Annotated in this window: 20 protein-coding genes and 1 riboswitch; of the genes, 4 read left to right on the top strand and 16 right to left on the bottom strand. The window is 64.0% G+C overall.

What is annotated here, in order from left to right; genetic code table 11:
* Window positions 1-4 precede the first annotated feature (4 nt).
* The 6 genes from ABLE85_RS07390 to ABLE85_RS07365 form a co-directional block, all read right to left on the bottom strand.
* Window positions 5-1,138: an ABC transporter ATP-binding protein gene (locus ABLE85_RS07390; RefSeq protein WP_348792045.1), complete on the bottom strand. Its 1,134-nt coding sequence runs from the start codon at window positions 1,136-1,138 to the stop codon at window positions 5-7.
* A gap of 1 nt (window position 1,139) precedes the next feature.
* On the bottom strand, window positions 1,140-1,928 hold the full coding sequence (locus tag ABLE85_RS07385) for an ABC transporter permease (protein WP_348792044.1): 789 nt from the start codon (window positions 1,926-1,928) through the stop codon (window positions 1,140-1,142).
* Window positions 1,925-2,728 carry an ABC transporter permease gene (locus tag ABLE85_RS07380; protein WP_348792127.1) on the bottom strand — a complete coding sequence of 268 codons (804 nt, stop codon included), beginning with the start codon at window positions 2,726-2,728 and terminating at the stop codon, window positions 1,925-1,927. The genes ABLE85_RS07385 and ABLE85_RS07380 overlap by 4 nt, the downstream gene beginning before the upstream one ends.
* A 132-nt stretch (window positions 2,729-2,860) precedes the next feature.
* Window positions 2,861-3,940 carry an extracellular solute-binding protein gene (locus tag ABLE85_RS07375; RefSeq protein ID WP_348792043.1) on the bottom strand — a complete coding sequence of 360 codons (1,080 nt, stop codon included), beginning with the start codon at window positions 3,938-3,940 and terminating at the stop codon, window positions 2,861-2,863.
* 1 nt (window position 3,941) lies between these two features.
* Window positions 3,942-4,637 (bottom strand): XRE family transcriptional regulator, encoded by a 696-nt coding sequence (locus ABLE85_RS07370; RefSeq protein WP_348792042.1) that lies wholly within the window; start codon window positions 4,635-4,637, stop codon window positions 3,942-3,944.
* Window positions 4,638-4,791: 154 nt separating this feature from the next.
* Window positions 4,792-5,265 (bottom strand): 6,7-dimethyl-8-ribityllumazine synthase, encoded by a 474-nt coding sequence (locus tag ABLE85_RS07365; protein WP_348792041.1) that lies wholly within the window; start codon window positions 5,263-5,265, stop codon window positions 4,792-4,794.
* A gap of 82 nt (window positions 5,266-5,347) precedes the next feature.
* Window positions 5,348-5,495, bottom strand: a riboswitch (FMN riboswitch).
* Between the two features lie 303 nt (window positions 5,496-5,798).
* Here ABLE85_RS07365 and glpD point away from each other — a divergent pair.
* From glpD to ABLE85_RS07350, 3 genes are all read left to right on the top strand, one after another.
* Window positions 5,799-7,322: a glycerol-3-phosphate dehydrogenase gene (glpD, locus tag ABLE85_RS07360; RefSeq protein WP_348792040.1), complete on the top strand. Its 1,524-nt coding sequence runs from the start codon at window positions 5,799-5,801 to the stop codon at window positions 7,320-7,322.
* A gap of 269 nt (window positions 7,323-7,591) precedes the next feature.
* Window positions 7,592-9,430 (top strand): dihydroxy-acid dehydratase, encoded by a 1,839-nt coding sequence (gene ilvD, locus ABLE85_RS07355; RefSeq protein ID WP_348792039.1) that lies wholly within the window; start codon window positions 7,592-7,594, stop codon window positions 9,428-9,430.
* Window positions 9,431-9,582: 152 nt separating this feature from the next.
* Entirely contained in the window at window positions 9,583-10,797 is a 1,215-nt protein-coding gene (locus tag ABLE85_RS07350) for an MFS transporter (protein WP_348792038.1), read from the top strand.
* Window positions 10,798-10,970: 173 nt separating this feature from the next.
* Here the strand turns inward: ABLE85_RS07350 and ABLE85_RS07345 are convergent, their stop codons facing one another.
* The 10 genes from ABLE85_RS07345 to ABLE85_RS07300 form a co-directional block, all read right to left on the bottom strand.
* Window positions 10,971-11,195 (bottom strand): alkylphosphonate utilization protein, encoded by a 225-nt coding sequence (locus ABLE85_RS07345; protein WP_348792037.1) that lies wholly within the window; start codon window positions 11,193-11,195, stop codon window positions 10,971-10,973.
* A gap of 235 nt (window positions 11,196-11,430) precedes the next feature.
* A complete protein-coding gene (gene secD / locus ABLE85_RS07340; protein WP_348792036.1) occupies window positions 11,431-13,956 on the bottom strand; it encodes a protein translocase subunit SecD in 2,526 nt (841 codons plus the stop codon).
* Between the two features lie 100 nt (window positions 13,957-14,056).
* On the bottom strand, window positions 14,057-14,467 hold the full coding sequence (locus ABLE85_RS07335) for a hypothetical protein (RefSeq protein ID WP_348792035.1): 411 nt from the start codon (window positions 14,465-14,467) through the stop codon (window positions 14,057-14,059).
* A 302-nt stretch (window positions 14,468-14,769) separates the two neighbouring features.
* Window positions 14,770-15,957 (bottom strand): serine hydrolase, encoded by a 1,188-nt coding sequence (locus tag ABLE85_RS07330; protein ID WP_348792034.1) that lies wholly within the window; start codon window positions 15,955-15,957, stop codon window positions 14,770-14,772.
* Window positions 15,958-15,982: 25 nt separating this feature from the next.
* Entirely contained in the window at window positions 15,983-17,176 is a 1,194-nt protein-coding gene (locus ABLE85_RS07325) for a serine hydrolase (protein WP_348792033.1), read from the bottom strand.
* Between the two features lie 57 nt (window positions 17,177-17,233).
* Complete coding sequence (locus ABLE85_RS07320; protein ID WP_348792032.1) at window positions 17,234-18,268, bottom strand: extracellular solute-binding protein; 1,035 nt, start codon at window positions 18,266-18,268, stop codon at window positions 17,234-17,236.
* 29 nt (window positions 18,269-18,297) lie between these two features.
* Window positions 18,298-19,098: an ABC transporter permease gene (locus ABLE85_RS07315; RefSeq protein WP_348792031.1), complete on the bottom strand. Its 801-nt coding sequence runs from the start codon at window positions 19,096-19,098 to the stop codon at window positions 18,298-18,300.
* Entirely contained in the window at window positions 19,091-20,011 is a 921-nt protein-coding gene (locus ABLE85_RS07310; RefSeq protein ID WP_348792030.1) for an ABC transporter permease, read from the bottom strand. Before ABLE85_RS07310 ends, ABLE85_RS07315 begins: the two co-directional genes overlap by 8 nt.
* A gap of 4 nt (window positions 20,012-20,015) precedes the next feature.
* The gene (locus ABLE85_RS07305) at window positions 20,016-21,116 is read right to left on the bottom strand and encodes an ABC transporter ATP-binding protein (RefSeq protein WP_348792029.1); all 1,101 of its coding nucleotides are present in this window, start codon (window positions 21,114-21,116) and stop codon (window positions 20,016-20,018) included.
* 134 nt (window positions 21,117-21,250) lie between these two features.
* A complete protein-coding gene (locus tag ABLE85_RS07300; protein ID WP_348792028.1) occupies window positions 21,251-22,915 on the bottom strand; it encodes an amidohydrolase in 1,665 nt (554 codons plus the stop codon).
* Window positions 22,916-23,062: 147 nt separating this feature from the next.
* Here ABLE85_RS07300 and ABLE85_RS07295 point away from each other — a divergent pair, with 147 nt between their 5' ends.
* Window positions 23,063-24,094, top strand: coding sequence for a histone deacetylase family protein (locus tag ABLE85_RS07295; protein ID WP_348792027.1), 1,032 nt, complete (start codon window positions 23,063-23,065; stop codon window positions 24,092-24,094).
* Window position 24,095 lies beyond the last annotated feature (1 nt).

Below are 24,095 nucleotides of genomic sequence, written 5' to 3'. Positions count from 1 at the left end.
AGGATCAGGTCAGGGTCAGGTCGGCCTGGGCGTCGTCGGCCAGCAGCTTGGAGTCGGCGATCGACCAGCGCAGGTCGACCTCGTCGCCGATCGAGAACGATGCCGCTTCCAGCGACGCGCGCACGATGGCGACCGAGCCATCCTTGAGCGTGACCTGGTATTTCGAGCCGGAGCCGAGATAGATCGCTTCGCTGACCTGGCCCGCCAGGCTGTTCTGCCCGTCGGCGAGCGAGGTGCCGCGCGAGACGATGGCCAGCTTTTCCGGGCGCAGCAGGATCACTGGGTTGCGGCCACCGGACAGCGTCTGCCTGGCCGCCACCTTCTGCCCGGCGATGCTCAGGCCGGTCTCGCCGCCGGCGGTTTCGGCCGCACCGCGCAAGGTAGTGGATTCGCCGATGAACTTGCCGACGAACAGCGTCGCCGGCTCGTCATAGAGCTCGCGGCCGGTGCCGACCTGCTCGATGCGGCCGCGGTTGAACACGGCGATGCGGTCGGAGAGCACCAGCGCTTCCTCCTGGTCGTGGGTGACGTAGACGAAGGTGGTGCCGAGCTCGCGGTGGATGCGCTTGATCTCCAGCTGCAGCCATTCGCGAAGCTTCTTGTCGAGCGCCCCGAGCGGCTCGTCCATCAGAAGCAGCGGCGGGTCGAAGACGATGGCGCGGGCCAGAGCCACGCGCTGTTGCTGGCCGCCGGAGAGCTGGGCGGGGTAGCGATGGGCGAAGTCGGCCATCTTGACCATGTCGAGAGCGCGCGCCACGCGGCGGTCGCGCTCGGCCTTGTTGACGCCACGCAGGGTGAGCGGATAGGCGACGTTCTTGCCCACCGTCATGTGCGGGAACAGCGCATAGTGCTGGAACACCACGCCGATATTGCGCTTGTGCGCCGGCACGCCGACGATGCTCTGGTCGCCGACGGACAGTTCACCGGAAGTGACGTCGGTGAAGCCGGCAACCACGTTGAGCGTGGTGGTCTTGCCCGAGCCGGAGGGGCCGAGCAGGGTCATGAACTCACCCGGCTCGATGTGCAGGCTGACATCGTCTAGCGCGGTGAAATTTCCGTAGCGCTTGGTGGCATTTCGGATGCCGATGGCGGCGCCTCGTGCGCGCCCTGCGGACGTGGACATGTTGGTCGTGTGCATGTCAGCTTCTTTTCGAGTTCGAGCCGATGATCAGCCCCGCAGTGATGATCAGCGACGTGGCTAGGAAGATGATGGTTCCGACGGCGGCGACCGTGGGATCGGCGTCGCGGGTGATACTGGTGTAGATCTGCACTGGCAGGGTCTTCAGGTAGGGGCTGGTGATGAAGAGTGCCACGATGATCTCGTCGAAGGAGGTCACGAAGGCGAACAGCAGTCCCGAGAGGATGCCGGGCGCGATCAGCGGCAGCGTGATGGTGCGGAAGGTGGTGAGGCGGTTGGCGCCGAGGCTGGCGGCAGCCGTCTCAAGCCGTACGTCGAACACTTCAAGGCTCGCCGACACGGCGATGATGACGAACGGGATGGCCAGCATCGTGTGCGCGATGACGAAGCCGAGCGTTGTGCCGACGAGCTGGTAGTTGAGGTAGACGGCGTAGATGCCGATCGCCAGAACCACGCCGGGCACGATCATCGGCGTGATCAGCAGCGCGCGCAGGATGCCGGCACCGGAGTGCTTCATGCGGCTGAGGCCCAGCGAGGCAAGCGTGCCGACGACGGTGGCGGCGACGGCGACGATGGCCGCGACGCGGAGCGAGTTGAAGAAGCTCGTCAGCCATTCCGGGTTGGTGAAGAAATTGGCGTACCACTGCCAGGAGAAGCCGGACGGCGGGAAGGCCAGCGACTTCTTCTCGTTGAACGACATCGGGATGATGACCAGCGTGGGCATCACCAGCCAGACGGCGATCAGCAGGCAGAACAGGCCGAGGATGATACGGAAAGGCTTCATCGTCACGACCTCGCCGATTGCTTGTGGCGCTGGCGCATGAGCGGCGCGGCGAGAGCCAGCAGCACGAAGGTCGACACCAGGAGCACCACGCCCATGGCGCCGCCGCGGCCCCAGTTGAGCAGGCTCAGCACCTGGCTCTGCACCAGCGTCGACAGCATGGTGCTGCGCGGGCCGCCCAGCAGGGCCGGCGTGATGTAGAAGCCGAGCGCCAGGATGAAGACGATGATCGCGCCGGCAAACACGCCGGGCAGCGACAGCGGCAGATAGACCTGGAGGAAGGCAAGCGAGGGGCGCGCGCCGAGGCTACGCGCGGCTTGCACCAGCCTGAGGTCGATGCCGCGCATGACCGAATAGAGCGGCAGGATCATGAAGGGCAGCAGCACCTGCGCCATGCCGATGACGACGCCGGTGGGCGTGCGGATGAGTTTCACCGGGCCGAGGCCGACCGACTTGATGATGGAATTGATGACGCCCGAATCCTGCAGCAGGATGACCCATGCCAGCGTGCGCACCACGCCGCTGACCCAGAACGGCACCAGCACGCACATGATGAGCACCAGCCGCATGCGCGGGCCGACGACCGTCATGAGATAGGCGTAAGGATAGGCCGCGATCACGCAGACGAGCGTGACCCAGGCCGAGATGGAGAAGGTGCGGGCCAGCACCTGGAGGTTGACCGGGGTGGAGAAGAACCAGACGTAGTTCTGCAAGCCCCATTCGGGTTCGGAGAAGCTGCGCGACACGATCGTCAGCAGCGGATAGGCCATTGCCGCGATCAGCAGCAGGACGGCCGGCAGCGTCAGCAGGGATGGATAGGCGGCAAGCCGCCACCGTCGCTGCGGCGTTGCCGCGCGATCTGCCTGCCGGGGGTCGAAACCCCCGGACGCGGTCGTGTTAATAGTCTGGCTCAATCTTTCAGCCCCGGTCTGGAGTATGGCTTAGTTGCCGGCCATGAGCGCCGTCCACTTCTCGGAGGCGTAGTCGAAGTTTTGGACCCAGAACTTGATGTTCTGCTGGTAGCCCTGCTTCACGCGATCAGGCGTGTTGGTGAGGAAGGCGGCGACCGACGCGTCAACGTTTGGCTGGGCCTCGCCGTTGATCGGCGAATAGGAGGTCTGTTCGGTCAGGATCTCCTGCTCCTTCTTGCCGAGATAGGCATTGATCAGCGCGTAGGCCGCATCCGTGTCCTTCACGCCGACCGGAATGGTCATCTGATCCATCACGACCATCCAGTCCTGCCAGACGGGTGTGTACTGGGCGCCGTTGTTCACGGCGGTCATGGCGCGCCCGGTCCACATCATGATCATGTCGGCTTCGCCGGATTCGGCGAGCTGCTGGGATTCAGCACCCGTCTTCCAGAAGATCGTGTCGGGGCCGATTGCCTTGATCTTGGCGATGCCCTTGTCGATATCTTCCTTGGTCATGTTCTCTGCCGAGCCACCTTCGGCGAGCACGGCCTGCTCGATCAGCGCGCCGATCGGGCTGCCGCTGCCGTCGATAGCGCGTGTGCCGGGGAACTTCTCGGTGTCGAGGAAATCTTTCCAGTCCTTGGGCGGGTTATCCTTGTAGGTGTCGTTCTTGTACATGAGAACGATGCCGTAGTTCATCGCCGGCACGCTGCACTCGCCGACCTGGCCGGGCGGGATGTGCGAGATGTCGAGCTTGGAAAAGTCGAGCTTCTGGAACAGCGTGCCGCAATGCACGTAGGGCGGCAGGTCGTCCGTATCGACGACGTCCCAGGTAACGTTGCCGGATTCCACCTGCGCCTGCAGCTTGGCGATCTCGGTGGGGCCGTCATTGAGCAGCGTCACGCCGGTCTTGTCGACGAAGTCCTTCATCGCCGCGACCTGGCCATCCTGGTAGATGCCGCCATAGGACACGAAGGTCAGCGTCTTGCCCTTGAGCGAGCCGTCCACGATGGTGCCGGCTGGCGGAGCATCCTGCGCCATGGCTGCGTTGGCAATCAGCGCGAGCGCGGTTGCGCCGGCGATGCCGAACAGTGTCGATTTGGTACTCATTCTATACTTCCTCCAATAACCCGCTGTCTGTTTGTGGCGGCCCGGATGCGAGTGGTTTCCGGGCCACGTATTGGTCGAGATCGACGGCGCCGCTGGTGGGCGGCGCAATGATCCACAGCACCTCGGCCGGCGTGTCGCCGATGTTGATGGTCTTGTGCGGCGTCGAGGTGGCGTATTCGATGCTGTCGCCTTCGCCGAGGATGAAGCTCTCCTCGCCGAGCGTGAGCTGCAGGCGCCCGCGCAGTACGATGAACATCTCGTGCGCGTCGCCATGCGTGTAGGGCTGGTCGCCGGTCGAGCCGCCGACGGCGAACTCGCCGGAATAGACTTCGACGGCGTGGATGGGACGCCTCGACAGCAGCGTCTTGCGATAGCCTTCGCTCACCGGCAGCGCCGGCCGCTCGGCGCGCGTAAGCACCTGGTGCGGCGAGATCTCGGCTTCATCGAAAAGGTCGGCGACGCTGATGCCGAGCGCGTTGGCGATCAGCATCAGGGTCGAGGTGTTGGCTCCCGAAAGGCCGCGCTCGAGCTGGCTGAGAAAGCTGGCGGTCGTGCCTACCATGTCGCCGAGTTGGCGCAGGGTCAGCCGCCTTGCAGTTCGATAGGCCTTGACGCGGTCGCCCAAAATGGTCGACCGCCGCGCTTCCAGCTTGGCTCTGGCACCGCCGGCAACGGCGTCCTCCTCCGCAATTTTCATCCGTCCTCCCACGGTTACTTTACAGTCTATTAAGTGCCTTTGCGGATAGCAAGCCGGATTCTTGCGGCTGCTTGGAGGGCTGTGGAAGGCTTGTGCCGGGTGCTCCAGGCAATCTGCGTGGCCGCCCTGCGGCCACGCAGTGATTGTTCAAGGTCTACGCGGCGACTGCTACCCGCGCATCGAGGATCTGGTGGCAGGCGTTGGCGGCCTCCTTGCCCTTCACCGTGAAGTGCTCGAAGAAGAACCTGTGGTGTTCCTCGCTTTCGTGGAAATTGTGCGGGGTGAGCACGGCCGACAGCACCGGAACATTGGTCTCAAGCTGCACGGTCATCATGCCGTCGAGCACGGTGCCGGCCACGAAGTCGTGGCGATAGATGCCGCCGTTGACCACGAAGGCGACGCCGAGGATGGCGTCATAGCGGCCGGTCTCGGCGACCAGCTTGGCATGCAGGGGAATTTCCAGCGCGCCCGGTACGTCGAAGACATCGACGACGGTCTTGCCGTTCGACAGCGCCTGCGTGTTCTCGATGAACGAGTTCACGCACTGGTCGACGATGTCGGCATGCCAGCGCGCGCGGATGACGGCGACGCGGCGGGTTTCGAATTCGCGAGGGGATATCTGATTCATGGGTCCTTCCTTCTGTTCATGCCCAGAATCAGGACGCACGAGACGAAGCGCCTTCCACCCACTGCGGGCGGCTTGCGGCTCCGTTCGTTCTCTTTCATCCGGACTATGACCGTCGGCTCCGGAATTCAACCGGATCTGCTGACCTTTCCGGATGTCCCGGAAAGCGCTCGCGGGCTCGAGCTTTCGCTCTTACCGCCGGTGGGGAATTTCGCCCCGCCCTGAGAACTTGACGGCGACATTTATGGGCAGAGACGGGCAGCGCGTCAATCCCAGTCCCCGGCCGCTGGTCAGGTGTGGAAAAGCCGGCTTTCGTTTTTGTCGTTTGTGAGCCGACTTTGCTTTCGTTTTGAAGGACGGACGAGTTTATCGAAAGTGCGTGATCGCGCCATTCCTAAGGGAGACACCGGGTATCCACGAAAGTGTAGCGCCGATAGGCGTATTTTCGTTTGACATTCGTTCTGGTTTCGAAATATTTCTAAATCGACTGAGGTAATGGCCGGAAATCCGGACCGAGAGCGCATCGAGTGCAGCCCGTGAGCGAACTTCCTATCCATGACATCTTCATCATCGGCGGCGGCATCAATGGCTGCGGCATTGCCCGCGACGCCGTCGGCCGCGGCTATTCGGTCTGCCTTGCAGAGATGAACGACCTCGCCAGCGGCACCTCCTCGGGTTCGACCAAGCTCATCCACGGCGGCCTGCGCTATCTCGAGCATTACGAGTTCCGGCTGGTCCGCGAAGCGCTGATGGAGCGCGAGGTGCTGTGGAAGATGGCGCCGCACATCATCTGGCCGATGCGCTTCGTGCTGCCCTTCGCCAAGGGCCTGCGCCCCGCCTGGCTGATCCGGCTCGGCCTCTTCCTTTACGACCATATCGGCGGCCGCAAGCTACTGCCGGCGACAAAGACGCTGGACATGCGCCGTGACCCGGCTGGTAAGCCGCTGAAGCCGCTATTCTCCAAGGCGTTCGAATATTCCGACGGTTGGGTCAACGATGCCCGTCTCGTGGTGCTGAATGCGCGCGACGCGGCCGACCGTGGCGCCGACATCCGCACCCGCACCCGCGTGATCGGCTTGCGTCGCGAGGGCGACCACTGGGTGGTACGGCTGGAAAATACGCGCACCGGCGCGCAGCACGAGGTGAGGGCGCGCCTCGTCGTCAATGCCGCCGGCCCCTGGGTGGACGCGGTTCTGTCCGGGCCGTTGGGCAAGGCCGACGTGCACAATGTGCGGCTGGTGCAGGGTAGCCACATCATCGTGCGCAAGAAGTTCGACGATCCGCGCGCCTATTTCTTCCAGAACAAGGACGGGCGCATCATCTTCGCCATCCCCTACGAGGACGATTTTACGCTGATCGGCACCACCGACCGGGACTACAAGGGCGATCCGCACGATGTGAGGATCAGCGAAGCCGAGACCGATTATCTTTGCGCAGCGGCGAGCGAGTATTTTGCCCAGGCCGTGCGGCGCGAGGACATCGTCTGGACCTATTCGGCGGTGCGGCCGCTCTACGACGACGGCGCTTCCAAGGCGCAGGAAGCGACGCGCGACTACGTGCTGAAGGCGGACGATGCCGAAGGCGCGCCGATCATCAACGTCTTCGGCGGCAAGATCACCACCTACCGTCGCCTGGCCGAATCCATGCTGGAGAAGATCGAGGCCCATCTCGGGCAGCGCGGCAAGCCGTGGACCGCCGGCGCGCCGCTGCCGGGCGGCGATTTCTTCGACACCGGCTTCGAAGGCCAGGTGGAAAAGCTCACGCACGCCTATCCCTTCCTCGATGCCGCCCACGCCCGCCGGCTGACGCGGCTTTACGGCACGTGTGCCTTCGCGTTGCTCGGCGAGGCGAGTTCGGCTGCCGATCTCGGCCGCAATTTCGGCGCGGACCTCTATGAGGCAGAGGTTCGCTACCTGATGGAACAGGAATGGGCCGAGACTGCCGAGGACGTGCTATGGCGGCGCACCAAGCTCGGCCTACATATGAGCCCAATACAGCGGCAGGTGCTCGCCGAGTTCATGCGCAGCGTGAGCGCGGAGAGGAAGGACGCGGTCGAGTAGGCCAGCGCGATCGTCGCTGAACCAATTGCGGCAAATTTGCATGCCAGAGGGTGACGCGGCGTCGGATTTTCGCTAAGAGGGAGTAACCGCGGGTACGGTTCGGGCGCGAGAGACGGGGTTGCTCCGGCTTTTGCCGCCTGAAAGGTGTCTGCGGGCAGGGTTGCGGTCGCTTGCGAAAAGATCGGCTGCATCCCGCAATTGCTTGTTTTGTCGAGCGATCCCGGCGGGAACCGATGCCGGAGTAGACGACATAGCTTAGGAAGATTCCGATGCCAGCCTATCGTTCCCGCACCACCACCCACGGCCGCAACATGGCCGGCGCGCGCGGCCTTTGGCGCGCCACCGGCATGAAGGACAGCGATTTCGGCAAGCCGATCATCGCCGTGGTCAACTCCTTCACCCAGTTCGTGCCGGGGCACGTGCATCTCAAGGATCTCGGCCAGCTCGTGGCGCGCGAGATCGAGAAGGCCGGCGGCGTGGCCAAGGAGTTCAACACCATCGCCGTCGACGACGGCATCGCCATGGGCCACGACGGCATGCTCTATTCGCTGCCGTCGCGCGAGCTGATCGCGGACTCGGTGGAATACATGGTCAATGCGCACTGCGCCGACGCCATGGTCTGCATTTCCAACTGCGACAAGATCACCCCCGGCATGCTGATGGCATCGCTGCGCCTCAACATCCCCACTGTCTTCGTTTCGGGCGGCCCGATGGAAGCCGGCAAGGTGGTGCTGGCCGGCAAGGAGCATGCGCTCGACCTGGTCGATGCCATGGTTGCGGCGGCCGACGACAAGATCTCGGACGAAGACGTGAAGGTCATCGAGCGCTCGGCCTGCCCGACCTGCGGCTCGTGCTCGGGCATGTTCACCGCCAACTCGATGAACTGCCTGACCGAGGCGCTCGGCCTTTCGCTGCCCGGCAACGGCTCGACGCTGGCGACGCATGCCGACCGCAAGCGGCTGTTCGTCGAGGCCGGCCATCTCATCGTCGACCTGGCCCAGCGCTATTACGAGCAGAACGACGAAAACGTGCTGCCGCGCAACATCGCTTCCAAGCAGGCGTTCGAGAACGCCATGACGCTGGACATCGCCATGGGTGGCTCCACCAACACGGTGCTGCACATCCTGGCCGCCGCGCACGAGGGCGAGATCGACTTCACCATGGACGACATCGACGCCCTGTCGCGCCGCGTTCCGGTGCTGTGCAAGGTCGCGCCCGCCAAGGCCGACGTGCACATGGAAGACGTGCATCGCGCGGGCGGCATCATGGCGATCCTGGGCCAGCTCGACAAAGCGGGCCTGCTCAACCGGGATTTGCCGACCGTCCACACCGCGACCCTCGGCGAAGCGCTCGAGCATTGGGACATTTCGCGCTCCAAGAGCCAGAGCGTGCGCGACTTCTTCCTGGCGGCTCCGGGCGGCGTGCCGACGCAGGTCGCCTTCAGCCAGGACCGTCGCTGGGACGAGCTCGACCTCGACCGCGCTAACGGCGTCATCCGCTCGGCCGAGCATCCCTTCTCGAAGGATGGCGGCCTTGCCGTGCTCAAGGGCAACATCGCGCTCGACGGTTGCGTGGTGAAGACCGCCGGCGTCGACGAGTCGATCCTGAAGTTCTCCGGCCCGGCCAAGGTGTTCGAGAGCCAGGACGCGGCGGTGAAGGGCATCCTCGGCAACGAGGTGCAGGCCGGCGACGTGGTGGTGATCCGCTACGAGGGGCCGCGCGGCGGTCCGGGCATGCAGGAAATGCTCTATCCGACCAGCTATCTGAAGTCGAAGGGCTTGGGCAAGGCCTGCGCGCTGCTCACCGATGGCCGTTTCTCGGGCGGCACCTCGGGCCTGTCGATCGGCCACGTTTCGCCGGAAGCTGCCACTGGCGGCGCGATCGGGCTGGTGCGCGATGGCGACATCGTCGACATCGATATCCCCAACCGCACGATCAGCCTGCGCCTTGACGATGCGACGCTGGCCACCCGCCGCACCGAGCAGGACGCCAAGGGCTGGAAGCCGGCCGAACAGCGCAAGCGCAAGGTGACGACCGCGCTGAAGGCCTATGCGGCTTTCGCGACCTCGGCCGACCGTGGAGCCGTGCGCGACCTCGGCGACCGCTGAGCGATCCGAAATCGGGGCGGCGGCCTGACCCAAGGAAAGGTCGCCGCCTGACATATGACGCGGCTATGGAGCCGGGTCTAACTTGGCGGTGGCAGGCAACGTGCCGCAACGGAGCCATGCGCCTTTTGCCGCCCTTGAATGGGATGACCATCGTGACCGATGCATCGACTACAGCTGGCCGGATCCAAGCGGACAACACTGTTTTCGCGATCATTCTGGCGGTGAGTTTCTGTCACCTTCTCAACGACATGATGCAGTCGCTGCTAGCGGCGATCTATCCGATGCTGAAGACGGGCTATGGCCTGGACTTCTGGCAGATCGGCCTGCTGACAATGGCTTTCCAGGTCACGGCCTCGCTGTTCCAGCCGCTCATCGGCATGTACACAGACAAGCGGCCGATGCCTTATTCGCTGCCGCTGGGCATGGGCTCGACCATGTGCGGCCTGCTGATCCTCTCGCATGCAGGCAACTATCCGATGCTCTTGCTGGGTGCCTCGATGATCGGCATCGGCTCGGCCGTGTTCCACCCCGAATCCTCGCGCGTGGCGCGGCTGGCGTCCGGTGGCCGCTTCGGCCTGGCTCAGTCGCTGTTCCAGGTGGGCGGCAATTTCGGCTCCGCGCTGGGGCCGCTTCTGGCCGCCTTCATCGTCGTGCCCAAAGGGCAGACGAGCGTGGCCTGGTTCTCGGCCGCGGCGCTGCTGGGCATGATGGTACTGTGGCAGGTCAGCGGCTGGTACAGGCGCCACGGCGCGACCTCGGCCAAGCGCCTTGCGAAGTCCGGCAGCATCGCCCTGCCGCGCCGCAAGGTGGCGATTGCGCTGGTGGTGCTGGCGACGCTGGTGTTCACCAAGAACATCTATATGGCTAGTTTGTCGAGCTACTACACCTTCTACGTCATCCATAAGTTCGGCGTTTCGGTGCAGGAAGCGCAGGTGCTGCTGTTCATCTTCCTCGGCGCCGTCGCGGTCGGCACGGTGGCGGGCGGCCCGATCGGCGACCGCTTCGGCCGCAAGTTCGTGATCTGGTTCTCGATCCTGGGCGTTCTGCCCTTCACGCTGGCGCTGCCCTATGCGGACCTGTTCTGGACCCGCATCCTGACGGTGCTGATCGGCCTGATCCTGGCTTCGGCCTTCTCGGCCATCGTGGTGTTCGCGCAGGAACTGGTGCCGGGCCGCGTGGGCATGATCTCGGGCATCTTCTTCGGCTTTGCCTTCGGCATGGGCGGCATTGCCGCCGCCGTGCTGGGCATCGTCGCCGACGCCAAGGGCATCGACTTCGTCTACCAGATCTGCTCCTACCTGCCGTTGCTGGGCCTGCTGACGGTCTTCCTGCCGTCGTCGCGGGAAATGCGCCGGCAACTGGCTTGAACGACAAAGCGCGAGGGCAGACAACTGCCCTCGCGCTTTTCAGTACGGCCGTGCCGGCCGAATATCTTCGCGCGTTGCGCGCTCGGAGCCGCCATGGCGGCGGCGGTAAAAGCGGCCTCTCGAAAATTCCTACCGCTTGAACCCGGCTTGATGCCGAGGCGCTTGAGAGCCGCTCAAGCCTTCTTCAAAAACTCCGTCCGCAGAACCAGACCCTTCACCTGCTTGGTGTTGCACTCGACTTCGGCAGGGTTGTCGGTCAGGTGAATGTTCTTCACCAGCGTGCCGCGCTTGATGGTCTCCGACGTGCCCTTGACTTTCAGGTCCTTGATCAAGGTCACCGAGTCCCCGTCGTTGAGCCGGGTTCCGTTGCTGTCTTTCACGATGATGTCGTCGGGCAATTGATGTCTTCTTTCATGCTGGGGGAATTGAGCCGATCGGCCGGGCCTGGGTTAGGCAATTATCGACGGATCTGCAATGGCGTGCACCTGTATGGCTGCTCAACGGGCGGCGCCCATCCGGGTTCCATGACACCAGGCAGCGTGGACAGGTGACCGCAAACAAAAACGGCGCCCCGAAAGGCGCCGTTTTCGTTGTTCGCTCCGCTCCGAGGGATCGGAGCGGAAGGATCTTGCGTCAGCTCTTGGCCGGCACCGTCTTGCTCTCGACGCGCTGCGGGTGGTGCTTGGTCCACCAGTCGCCCAGGAAGAGCAGGATCGGCGCTGCGATGAAGATCGAGGAGGACGTGGCGATGACAACGCCGAACACCATCGGCACGGCGAAGTTCTCCACCGCACTGCCGCCCCAGATCGCCATCGGCAACATCGACAGCAGGATCGCGACTGAAGTGTAGATACAGCGCGCGAACACCTGGTTGATACTCATGTCGATGACCTGGCGCAGCGGCATCTTCTTGAAGAGGCGCAGGTTCTCGCGCATGCGGTCATACACCACGACCTTGTCGTTCACCGAGTAGCCGATGATGGTCAGGAGTGCGGCGATGGCCGTCAGGTTGAAGTCCAGCCCGACCAGCGCGAAGAAGCCGACCATCTTGGTTGTGTCGAGGATCAGCGTTGCGATTGCGCCGAGTGCGAAGTTCCACTCGAAACGCCACCAGATGTAGAGCAGCATGGCCACCGAGGCCAACACCACCGCCATCACGCCCGAATGCGCCAGCTCGCCGCTGACCTTCGGTCCGACGACGTCGACGCGGTCGAACTTGACGCTCTGATCGAGCTTCTGGACGGCGTCCTTGACCTTGGTCACGGCGGCCGTCTGAGCCTGCTCTCCGCCTTCCTGGCGCTGCACGCGGATCAGCACGTCGTTGTCGCCGCCGATGCGCTGCAGGGTCACTTCACCGAGGTCCAGGCCGCTCAGCGTGCTGCGCAGGGTCGCGAGGTCCGCAGGCTGCGAGGTGGTGATCTCCACCTGGATGCCGCCCTTGAAGTCGATGCCGTAGTTGAGGCCCGGCTTGATGAACAGGCCGATGGACGCCAGCGACAGCAGGATCGAGAGACCGATGCCGAAGAAGCGGGCGTTCATGAAGGAGATCGAGGTCTTCTCCGGGAAGAAGTGCACAAGCGGCTCGATCTTGATGGTCTTCATCTTACGACGGCGGATCACCTCGGTCATGATCACCTTGACGATCGCCACGGCGGTGAACATCGACAGACATGTGCCGATGATCATGGTGATGGCGAAGCCGCGGATCGGGCCCGAGCCGAACATGAACAGCAGCGCTGTCACGATCAGCGAGGTCACGTTGGCGTCGACGATGGTCGAGAAGGCGCGCTTGAAGCCGTGGTCCAGCGCGGCAAAGGCGCTTAGGCCCTTCTTGGATTCCTCTCTTATTCGCTCGTTGATGAGGATGTTGGCGTCCACGCCGAAGCCGATGCCGAGGATGATACCCGCGATACCGGGCAAGGTCAGCGTCGCGCCGAGGATGGCCAGCACGCCGATGGTGAGGATCAGGTGCAGCAGCAGGCCGAAGTTGGCGATCATGCCCCAGCTGCCGTAGAGCGTCAGCATGAACAGCACGACGGCGACGAAACCGGCGATACCGGTGTAGAGGCCCATGCGGATGACGTCCCCGCCGAGGTCCGGACCGACGGTGCGTTCCTCGATGACGGTAAGCGGGGCGGGCAGGGCGCCGGCGCGCAGCAGGGCCGAGAGCACGGTGGTGTCCTCGACGGTGAAGCTGCCGCTGATCTGGCCCGAACCGCCGGTGATCGGCTCACGGATGGTCGGCGCGCTCAGCACCTTGCCGTCGAGCACGATGGCGAAGGGACGGCCAACATTTGCCTGGGTGATCTCAGCGAACTGGCGGGCGCCGACGCTGTCGAAGCGGAAGGAGACAATCGGCTCCTGCGTGCGCTGATCGAAGCCGGCGCGGGCATCCGTAAGGCGTTCGCCGCTCAGCGCGACGCGGTCCTCGATCGGATATTGCTGCTGGGTCTTGGCATCCGGCATCATGGTCACGCCGGGAGGCAGCGGCTGGCCGGGCTCCACATTGTTGGCGACCATGTGGAATTCCATCTTGGCCGTCGAGCCGAGCAACTGGCGCAGGCGTGTCGGGTCCTGCAGGCCGGGCAACTGCACCAGGATGCGGTCGGAACCGACGCGCTGGATGGAGGGCTCGGCCACGCCGACCTGGTCGACGCGCTGGCGCACGATCTCAAGACTCTGCTGGATCGCCGCGTCGATGCGGTCGCGGATACCGGCTTCCGACAGCGTCAGCTTGATCTGCTTGTCGGTCGAGGCGACGTCGATGTCGGCCGTTCCGGCGCCGAAGCCGGAGGAAACCGGCATCGCCAGCTTCTTCAGCACGTCGAGTGCCTGGGCGCGCTGGGTGTCATCATCGATGTTGATGACCACGGCATCGCCGGCCACGCGGGCCGACTGCACGGGGATGCGCTCCTTGCGAAGCGCGCCACGCGCGTCGTCCAGCAGCGAACGCAGACGATCGGCCTTCAATGCATTGGCGTCGACTTCGAGCACGAGGTGGGAGCCGCCCTGAAGGTCGAGGCCGAGGGTGACCTGATGCCTGAACCAGCTCGGCATCTTTTCGAGCATGGAGGGCGGCATGGCGCTTGGAAGGGCGGCGAAGACGCCGATAAGGACGATGATGACATAGCTCATCACCACCCATTTGGAAGTTCGCATTGCTTCTGGTCCTGTCTATGCGCAACGCCGGCCGCTTCAGCCAGTCAATCCGCAGTCATTTTTCAAGAATGTGTAGTCGCTGTCGAGCGAAACGCGTCGCTCAGGCCGCCAGTGGCGGCGCGCGGGCGCGATGAACCAGCGCGCCGGCTTCGTGAAGGCTTTCCGGAACGGTTTCGGAAAGGCATGGGCGCAAAGCTGCGGCGACATGCCAGGATGCCGAGGGCAGGATTGCCGGGCCGGCATCGCCGACGGGAAGCTGGGATTTCTGCGCCAGACCGCGCCATTCGGCGATGGCCACCAGGCGCTGATGGTTAATCAGGCTGGTGCGCCCGCCCGCCGGGTCGCCGGTACGCTGGCCGGCGGCGCCAATGCTATCGGTTTGCAGCCGGAAAGCGCGGGCAGGAGAAATCGCGCCGAGAACGCCATGCGCGGCGGCCAGCGCCACGACGAACCAAAGCAGCACGGCGGATGCATATCCGCGTCCCGTCGGTTGGTCGGCTTTGAACATCATCGTGCGAGGTCGTTCCTACGGCTTCGTTATCCAAGTGTAACACGAGGACACAAATGCTCCTACACCATTGCGCTACAAACGCATAACCCCAAAAGATCAGGCGAAAATCTTTGAAGAGCTTTTTGTGCCGGGTCGAAGTGCTGAGCACAGCTGCACGTCCATCCGGACGTGTAGATCAAGGACCGAGATTCCTCTCTTCAATGCGTCACAAATGGGGCGAAGCGAGCGACAAATGCGCCCGATTCGCCCGGATCATGCTCCTCGGCGATCACGAAACGCGGAGGTTTCGCGAATGTAGTCAATCAGAGCCGCTTCGAGACCTCATGGAAGAAGGCGAGGTTCTGCTTGTCGAGCTCGTCGTCGACGGGCAGGGGCTGCGACGCGATCTTGACCAGAACCACTTCGTTCGCCGGATCGACATAGAGCCACTGGCCGTGGATGCCGATGCCGCAATAGGGCTCGCCCTCGAAGCCGGTCTGGTACCATTTGTTGCGATAGCTGCCATTGGGCATCAGGAAGGCAAAGTCGCCCTTCTTCCAGGCCTCGCGGTCACCACCGGTGGCAGTGTCCTTGACCCAGCTTTCGGGCAGGATGCGCCGGCCCTCGTAGACGCCGCCGCAGCGCATCAACTCGCCGACGCGAGCAAGGTCGCGCACGGTAACCGAGATGCCGCCGGCAGCGCGCGCGGTGCCTTCACCGTCAACGGTGATGCGGCCGCCGCGCTTGGCGCCGAGCGGTGTCCACAGGCGCTCGACCATGAGGTCGGCATAGCGCAGACCAGAGGCGCGCTCGACGATGACGCCGAGCAGGTCGGAATTGGGCGAGCGGTAGCGGAAAACCTCGCCGTGCTCGCCGGCGCCCTTGCCGATGGTCATGATGAAGGAAAGCAGCTTCTCGCTGTCGGGGCCGTTGGTGTTGGGGTTCCAAAGAGTCGCGCGGCGATAACGCGCGAAGGCGCTTTCGGGATCGAGATAGAGCTCCTCGAAGTCGATCGTGCTGGTCATGTCCAGCACATGCTGCACCGTGGCGTCGGCAAAGGCCGTGCCTTCGGCTTCGGGAATGTAGCGCGTGACCGGGGCTGTTGGGTCAAGCAGGCCGTCGGCCTGCAGCGAGCCCGCGAGGATCGCGGTCAGCGACTTCGAGATAGAGAAGATGATGTGACGGCCGCCCGGCGCCATGTGCGGGGCGTTGTATTCGCCTACCACCTTGCCCCCCTTCAGTGCCACGAAGGCGTCGGTGTGCGTGCGTTCGAAGAAGGCGGCCACGGTCTCGGACCCGGCACCGGTGACCACCGTCTCGCCCAGCAACGCGCCCAGGTCTCCGGCCGGCGCTTCAGGCGCGTCGGTGGGAGCGGCGATCTCCGCGCTCGGCACCAACTCGCCGACATGCTGGAAGGCCCAGCGGTTGTAGGGGTGGGTGCGCCAGTTCTCCAGCGTGACGTCGGAGCGGGCAAAGCCGAATTGGCGCGCGAAAGCGGTCTGGGCGGTCATGTTCTGTCCCTCGGGAATTGCTGAATCAGGCGAGTGCGTCGGCGATCGCGTGGATCGCTCTCAAAGTGCCGACTGAATAGTCGTGATTGGTGAAATCCGGATAGGTCGATAGTTTCACCACCACCATCTGGTGATCCCAGTTGATATGGATTAGCTGGCCGAAGACGCCCCGGCACATCAGCGAGCGAGAGTGCGCATCCTCGATCCAGAACTGGTTCTTGTAGGAGCCGGTCGGAAAGCTCTTGCTGTAAAGCGGGCCATGAATGCCGGTTCGGGTCGCCTCGATCCAGTCCGGCGGGACCACGCCGCCGCCATTATCCAGGATCAGCTGCCCGAAACGGGCATAGTCCCGAAGCGTGGCGTTGAAGCCGCCATCGGCCAGCGCATAGCCGGCGCTGTCTACGGTGAAGCAGGCGCTTTCTTCCGCACCGATCTTCTGCCAGAGCTCTTCCGACACAAGCTGCGGCAGGCGCTTGCCGGTGGCGCGTTCCATGGCAAAGGCGAGAACGTCGGTTTCGATCGAACGATAGACGAACTCCGCACCGTGCGGCCGCTCCGTCTCCGACAGGCCGAGGATCATCTCCCACATATGCGTCGGCCATTTGAATGCCGGGTCGGTGCCCGGCGGGATTGGCTTCCAGCCCGCGGCGACGTCGACCTGTCCCATCTCGGAATAGGGGTTGGCATATTCCTCGCTGAAGCGGACGCCGCTTCTCATGTCGAGGACATGCTGCAGCGTGGCGCCGCGCCATCCCGTCTGTTCCAGTTCGGGCAGATAGCGGGTCACGGGCGCGGCAGGGTCGATAATTCCACGGCCGGCGAGAATGCCGAACACCGTCGCAGTGACCGACTTGGCGACGGACTGCGACAGATGCAGCGTGCGCGGCGTCATGCCGTTGAAATAGCGTTCGTAAACGACCGCGCCCTTCCTGAGCACCAGGAAGCCGTCGGTGTAGGTCTCGTCGAGATGACCGGCGAGCGTCTGCGCGCCAGCGCCCTCAGCGACCGGCAGATCGTCGAGATTTCGTTCGTTGCGCGGCAGTTCGCGCACGGGGCCTTCGCCGCGCCAGACTTCGGCCGTGGGCAGAAGCTCGCGAATGTGCTGAAAGGCCCATCTGTTCCAGGGCGGCCGATCCCAATCCAACCGCGGCGGCACCATCTGCGGCGGCGATCCTTGCATGATGGGAGGAAGTGGATCGCTGTTGCGATAGGAGGTCATGGCAGCCTGGTCGGGAAGGGGCGGCCCGACGGTGTTCGCCGGGCCGCGATCATGCTGTTACTTCTGAAGCTCGGTCCAGATCTTGGTGTAGAGCTCCTGCGTTTCCGGCGAGCACATCTTCTGCAGTTCGCCATGGGCCTTGTCGGCCTCCGGGATCACGACTTCCGGCGCGTCCTTCATGTCATCCGGCATGTATTTTTCCGAGCCGGTGATGGCGTTGGCATAGCGGTGGAAGGCCGAGAGGCCGGCCGCATTCTCCGGGTCCATGATGAAGTTCTGGAAGAGCTTGGCGTTCTCGACGTTCTTGGCTTCCTTCAGCACGACGACGTTGTCGCTCCACAGGCCGAAGCCTTCCTTCGGGTAGGAGTAGTGGATCTGCGGATGCTCCAGCCGCTGGCGCAGGGCCGAGCCGTTCCAGTCGCTGGTTGCCATGAAGTCGCCGGCGCCCATGCGCTCGATGGTGTTGTATTCCATCGCGACCCAGTTCGGCTTGGCCGCGACCAGCATGTCGCGAACCTTCTTCAGCAGGGTTTTGTCGTCGGTGCACTGTTCGCCGCCGAGATACTTGATCGCCGCGAACATGACGTCGCCCATCTCGGGCACGACGTTGACCTTGCCCTTCAGCTCGTCAGGGGTGTTGAAGATGATGCCCCAGCTGTCGGCCGGACCCTTGTAGGCGTCGGTGTTGACCACGATGCCGATCGTGCCCCAGGCCCACGGCACGGTGTACTTACGGCCGGGGTCGAAGTCGGGATTGGCCCATTCGGGCGCCACGTTCTTGAAGTTCTCCATCGTGGAGGGATCGGTCTCCTGAATGAGGCCTTCCTCGATCCAGATCGGCACGTAGGTCTGCGACGGGATCGCGATGTCGAAGCCGGTGCCGCCCTGGCGCACCTTGGCAAGCGCGGTGTCGTTGGAGTCGTAGTCGGTGATCGTCACCTTGACGTTGAACTTCTCCTCGAACTTCTTGATCACCTCGGGGCTGGTGTAGTTGCCCCAGTTGTAGATGTTGAGCTCGCCTTCGGCGCGGGCGAGGCCCGTCGAGGCAAGCAGCGCCAACCCGATTGCCGGCGCGGTGGTCTTCCAGTTCATGGCAGTGCTCCCATTGGTTGTCTGCGGGTTCAGTCGCGTTTTCTGCTGGCGAAGAAGAAAAGCGTCACGATGAGGATCGAAAGCAGCAGGAAAGCCGTCGAAATGGCGTTGATCTCGGGCGTGATGCCACGGCGGATCTGGCCGAGCATGTAGGTCGGCAGCGTGTCCTGCCCGCCCAGCTTGACGAAGTTGGTGATGACCACGTCGTCGAGCGAGATGACGAAGGCGAGCATGAAGCCGGCCAGGACGCCCGGCCACAGAAGCGGCAGCGTCACGCGCCGGAACGTCTTCCACGGCGTGGCGTAGAGGTCGGCCGCGGCGCGCTCCAGCGTCAGGTCCATGCTTTCCAGCCGTGCCCGGATGGGCAGATAGGCGAAGGGAATGCAGAAGGCCGTGTGGGCGGCGATCAGGTAGCCGAGGCCGGCATAGCCGGTGAAGACCTTGACGCGCGAGAAGAAGATCAGCAGCGCCACCGCGGTCACGATCTCGGGCACCATCAGCGGCTGGTTGATGAAGGCGTATTTGAAGGTCAGTCCGCGATAGGATTTCGTCCGCGTGGTCGCGAGCGCTGCCATGGTGGCCGCGATGGTTGCGAATGTCGCGGCCAGCACCGCGATCTGGAACGACCGGATGGTGGCGTCGATCACCTGGGCGTTGTTCCAAGCCGAAACGAACCATTTCAGCGAAAAGCCGCCCCATTCCGAGGTGGAGGTCGCCGCGTTGAAGGCATAGGCCACCAGGATGATGATGGGCAGATAGAGCGCGACGAAGCAGATGACCGCGATGGTGGTGAAGCCCGGCAGGGCCTTGAGGTCGAAACTCTTAGCCATGACGCACCTCCGAGGAGCCGGCGTTGCGCACATAGGCAAGCAGCGCGATCATGACCATCGCCATCAGCGTGATCGAGATGGATGCGCCGAGCGGCCAGTTGCGGCCCTGGCCGAACTGCAGCTCGATGAGGTTGCCGAGCATCATGTTCTTGCCGCCGCCGAGCAGGCTGGGCGTGACATAGGCGCCGAGTGAGGGGATGAAGACCAGGATCGAGCCGGCGATGAGGCCGGGCTTGACCAGCGGGAAGATGATGCGGCGCAGCACCGCAAAGCGCGAGGCATAGAGGTCGTAGCCCGCTTCCACGAGGCGGAAATCGAGCTTTTCCATGCTGGCGTAGAGCGGCAGGACCATCAGTGGCAGGTAGACATAGACCATGCCGATCATGATCGCGACATCGGTGAACAGGATCTGGATCGGGGCGTTGATAATGCCGGCCTTGATCAGCAGGGTGTTGATGATGCCTTCGTTGCGGATGATCTGCAGGATCGCGAAGGTGCGGATGAGCAGGTTGGTCCAGAACGGAATGGTGATCAGGAACAGCCAGACCTCGCGCGTGCGCTCCGGCCGCGTCGCGATGAAATAGGCGGTGGGAAAGCCGAAGACCACCGTCAGCAGGGTCGTCCCCAGCGACAGTTTCACCGAGCGCCAGAAGATGGCCAGATGCGCGTCCGCGAAGGACAGCGTGTCGTCGAAGATGTCCCGTTGCAGGAACACGCTGACCCAGCCGTCAGTGGAGAATTCCCACTTCACGTCGCCATAGGGCCCGGGCGCGAGGAAGGAATAGACGAGAACGATCAAAAGCGGGCCGATGGCCGCCAGGAAGATGATCATCAGCGCCGGCGTCGAAAGCAGCCAGCGGTTCCTGATGTCCTGACGTTCGGCGCTGCGGGCGGATTCCTGTGCGCTCGCCATCTGTTCAGTCCCTCAGGATCTGCGCGACGTCTTGGCCGAACTCGATGCCGACGCGCTCTGCCTTGGCAAAGCCGTTATGGCCGTTTCGGCTGTTCTGCTGGCGCACGATGAAGGGCGTGCCGTCGTCGAGGCGCACGTGGAAATGCGTGTCGGTGCCCAGATAGACCACGTTCTCGACATGGCCGAGATGGGCGGCAGCGCCGTTCGGCGCCGCCACGCGCGCATGCTCGGGCCGGACCACGATGGTGACCTTGCCTTGCGGGCTCAAGCCGGAAGGGCAGGTGGCCGGGATCTCGGCGCCGGAGGACAGCCGCACGGTCGCGCGGCCATCGCCGGCCGAAACCACCTCGGCGTCGAGGAAGTTGGTCTCGCCGATGAAGTCGGCGACGAAGCGCACCGCCGGGCGGTCGTAGATGTCCCAGGGTGAGCCGACCTGCAGGATCTTGCCCGCCGACATGACCGCGATGCGGTCGGACATGGTCAGCGCTTCTTCCTGGTCGTGCGTGACGAAGATAAAGGTGATGCCGGTTTCGTGCTGAAGGCGCTTCAGCTCGATCTGCATTTCCTTGCGCAGCTTGTAGTCGAGCGCCGAGAGCGGCTCGTCGAGCAGCAGAACCTTCGGCTGCGGCGCCAGTGCGCGGGCCAGCGCCACACGCTGCTGCTGGCCGCCGGAGATCTGGCTGGTCTTGCGGTCCTTCAGCGCTTCCATGCGCACCAGCCTCAGCATCTCGGTGACGCGCGCCTCGATCTCGGCCTTGGGTTTGCCCAGCATCTCCAGGCCGAAGGCGATGTTCTGGCCCACGGTCATATGCGGGAACAGCGCATAGCTCTGGAAGACGGTGTTGACCGGCCGCTTGAAGGGCGGCAGCGGGGCGATGTCCTGGCCGTGAAGCAGGATCTGGCCCTCGGTGGGGAAGTCGAAGCCGGCGATCAGCCGCAAAAGCGTGGTCTTGCCGCAGCCGGAAGGCCCCAGAAGAGTGAAGAACTCGTTTTCACGGATCGATACGGAGACGTTGTCCAGCGCCGCGAACTGCGCCGCTCCCGTACCGAACAATTTGCTGACACCGTGGACTTCAATCGCATTTTTATCCGGCATTTCCGGCACGCGTTCCCCTGTTGCTGGCTCGCTCTTGTCGGCGAGGCATCTTTCGTCTGCAATTGTCAGCACATGCCGTTGGGATTGGCAACTGGCCGACTGAACAAAGATTCAAGTGGATGTTTCCTGCGACCCGCTTGTCTCTATGCCTGGTATGTGATCCGGCCGCCGCAGATGGTGGTGGCGGGGCGAATTTCGTGTAGTGCGTCCGGCGCGGTCGCCTCGATGTCGCCCGACAGCACGACGAGGTCGCCGAGGAAGCCGGGCTTGAGCTGGCCCTTGCGGCTCTCGGCGAACTCGGCATAGGCGCCTTCGACCGTGTAGGCGGCAAGTGCCTCATGCAGCGAGAATCGCTGGTCGGGCATGTCGTCGGCCCATTTTTCACGCATCATCGAAGCCTGCATGCCGGCGATCGGGTCGATCGGAGAGACCGGCCAGTCGGAGGCGAAGACGACATGCGCACCAGCCTCCTTCAGCGTGCGCGAGGGATAGCTGACATGCCAGCGCTCGCGGCCGATGCGCGAGACGGTCGGCTCCAGCGGCAGGCCCATCGAGCCGGGCGGATGGGGAGGCTGCATGGAAGCGATGACGCCGAGGTCGATGAAGCGCGGGATGTCGGCCTCGGTGGTCACCTCGATGTGCTCGATGCGGTGGCGGCTGTCGCGCTTGCCGTTTTCCTTCCGCGCCGCCTCGTAGCCGTCGAGCACGGCACGCACAGCGCCGTCGCCGATGGCATGGACGGCGATCTGCAGGCCGCGCCTGTCGATCGCCACGGCCAGTTCGCGGAACTGGTCTGGCGTGAACAGCGGCTCGCCGACCCAGTCGGGCCGGTCGGCATAGGGCTCGATCATGACGGCCGTCCACGAATCGAGCACGCCGTCATAGAAGACCTTGACCACGCCGGAGTGCAGGTAGTCGGACGAGTAACGCTCGGCCATGCTTGAGGCTTTCTCCAGCATGTCGAGCGTCATGAAGTTTTTGTAGTGGAAGGGAACCTGCACGCGGCAGGAGAGGCCTTCCTCGGCATCGATCTCCGACAGCAGGTCGAGCTGGTAGAGATTGCCGTCCATGTTCTGGATCGAGGTGATGCCGTGCTTGGCGCACCAGGCAAGGCCGCGGCGCATGATGTCGCGGTCGGCATCGCGTTCGGCTGTGCTCGGTGCCGGATCAGGCTCGCCGCCTGTGGACAGACCAAGGCGCGTGCGCTCTTCGCCGGCCAGTTTCAGCACCGGGCCGAAGGCTTCGTTCTCGCGCAATTCGCCGGTGGCGAGACCATCCTCGCCCATGACGACCTCGTTGCCCGGGCCGACCTTCTTGCCGTGCAGGACGCCGGCCATCTCCAGCGCCTTGGTGTTGGCCCACATGGTGTGATGGTCGGGCGCGGCCATGGCGAAGGGGCGGTCGGGCAGGATGCGGTCGAGATGGTGGCGCGTCACGGTTTCGGCGGGCAGCACCGTGTAGTCCACGCCCTGGCCCACGAGCATCTTCGCGTCGGGGCGGGCGGCGGCATAGTCGCGGATCACCTTCTGCAACGCCTCGAAGCCGTACACGCCCTGAAGCTGGAGATGCGCAAGCTCGGCCGCGCCGGAGAACAGATGCATATGCGCTTCGATGAAGCCGGGAACCACCGAGCCGCCCTTGGCATCGATGATCCGCGTGTCGGGGCCTTTCCGATCGAGGATGGAGCCATTGTCGCCGACGGCTAGGATCAGCCCGTCCTTGACGGCGATGGCCTCGGCCTTGGGATTGGCCTCGTCCATGGTCAAGACGCGGCCGTTGGTGACGATCAGATCGGCATGGGAAAGCATTTCGGTCTCCGTGACCCGCCTACGCTAGCAATCGCCGGAAACTTGGGATGATGCCAGATTAGCCATCAGTCTTGGCACAGAAGCACACTTGTGGAAGGCCGCCGCCTGCGGCTAGGGTCACGCCCCGAACCACCAAGGGGACAGTGAATGAAGACAATCTTTTCTCCGCTGCACGCCGGCCACGCCGGACAGATGGAGCTGGTTGCCGGTGAGATCGTGCCGGGCTTCGAGAAGCCTTCGCGTGCGGAGTACATCAAGGCACGGGTCGAGAGCGAGAAGCTGGGCCCGATCCTGGCGCCGACGGAGCACACGCTGGACGCAGCCAAGCGCGTGCACCGCGCCGACTATATCGATTTCCTGCCGACTGTCTGGCCGCTGTGGCAGAAGGCAGGTTATCCGGGCTCGGCCATGGCCTTCACCTGGCCCACGCGCGGCCTGCGCGGCGACGTGCGTCCGACGCGTATCGATGCATTGCTCGGTTACTACTCCTTCGACGCCGGCGCGACCTTCGTCCAAGGCACCTGGGATGCGATCAAGTCGTCCTATGATGTCGGCCTGACCGCCGCCGAGGTGGTGAAGGCCGGCGAGCGGGCTGCCTTTGCGCTCTGCCGTCCGCCCGGGCACCATGCGGGCGCCGCCTTCATGGGCGGCTACTGTTTCATCAACAATGCCGCCGTCGCGGCGCAGTGGTATCGCGACCAGGGTGCGGCCCGCGTGGCGATTCTCGACGTCGACTACCACCACGGCAACGGCACCCAGGAAATCTTCTATGAGCGCGACGACGTGCTGGTGCTGAACCTGCATGGCGACCCGAACACGGAATATCCGTTCTTCCTCGGTCATGCCGATGAGCGCGGCGCTGGCAAGGGCGAGGGCTTCAACGTGAACTATCCGATGGCGCCGGGAACGCCGTGGGACAAGTGGAGCCTCGCGCTCGAAGACGCCTGCACCAAGCTGGCCGCCTATGGGCCGGACGTGGTCGTCGTGTCGCTCGGTGTCGACACCTTCGAGAAGGACCCGATCAGCCAGTTCAAGCTGAAGAGCGAGGACTATCCCAAGATCGGCCAGCGCATTGCCAAGCTCGGCCTGCCTACACTTTTCGTCATGGAAGGCGGCTATGCGGTCGAGGAAATCGGCATTAATGCCGTCGGAGTGCTGACGGGCTTCGAGAACGCCTGAC

This window comes from Mesorhizobium sp. KR1-2 (assembly GCF_040045035.1).
Taxonomy (GTDB): Bacteria; Pseudomonadota; Alphaproteobacteria; order Rhizobiales; family Rhizobiaceae; genus Pseudaminobacter.
The sequence above is the reverse complement of the archived record's forward strand: the minus strand, read 5'-3'. Positions and strand labels throughout refer to the sequence as shown.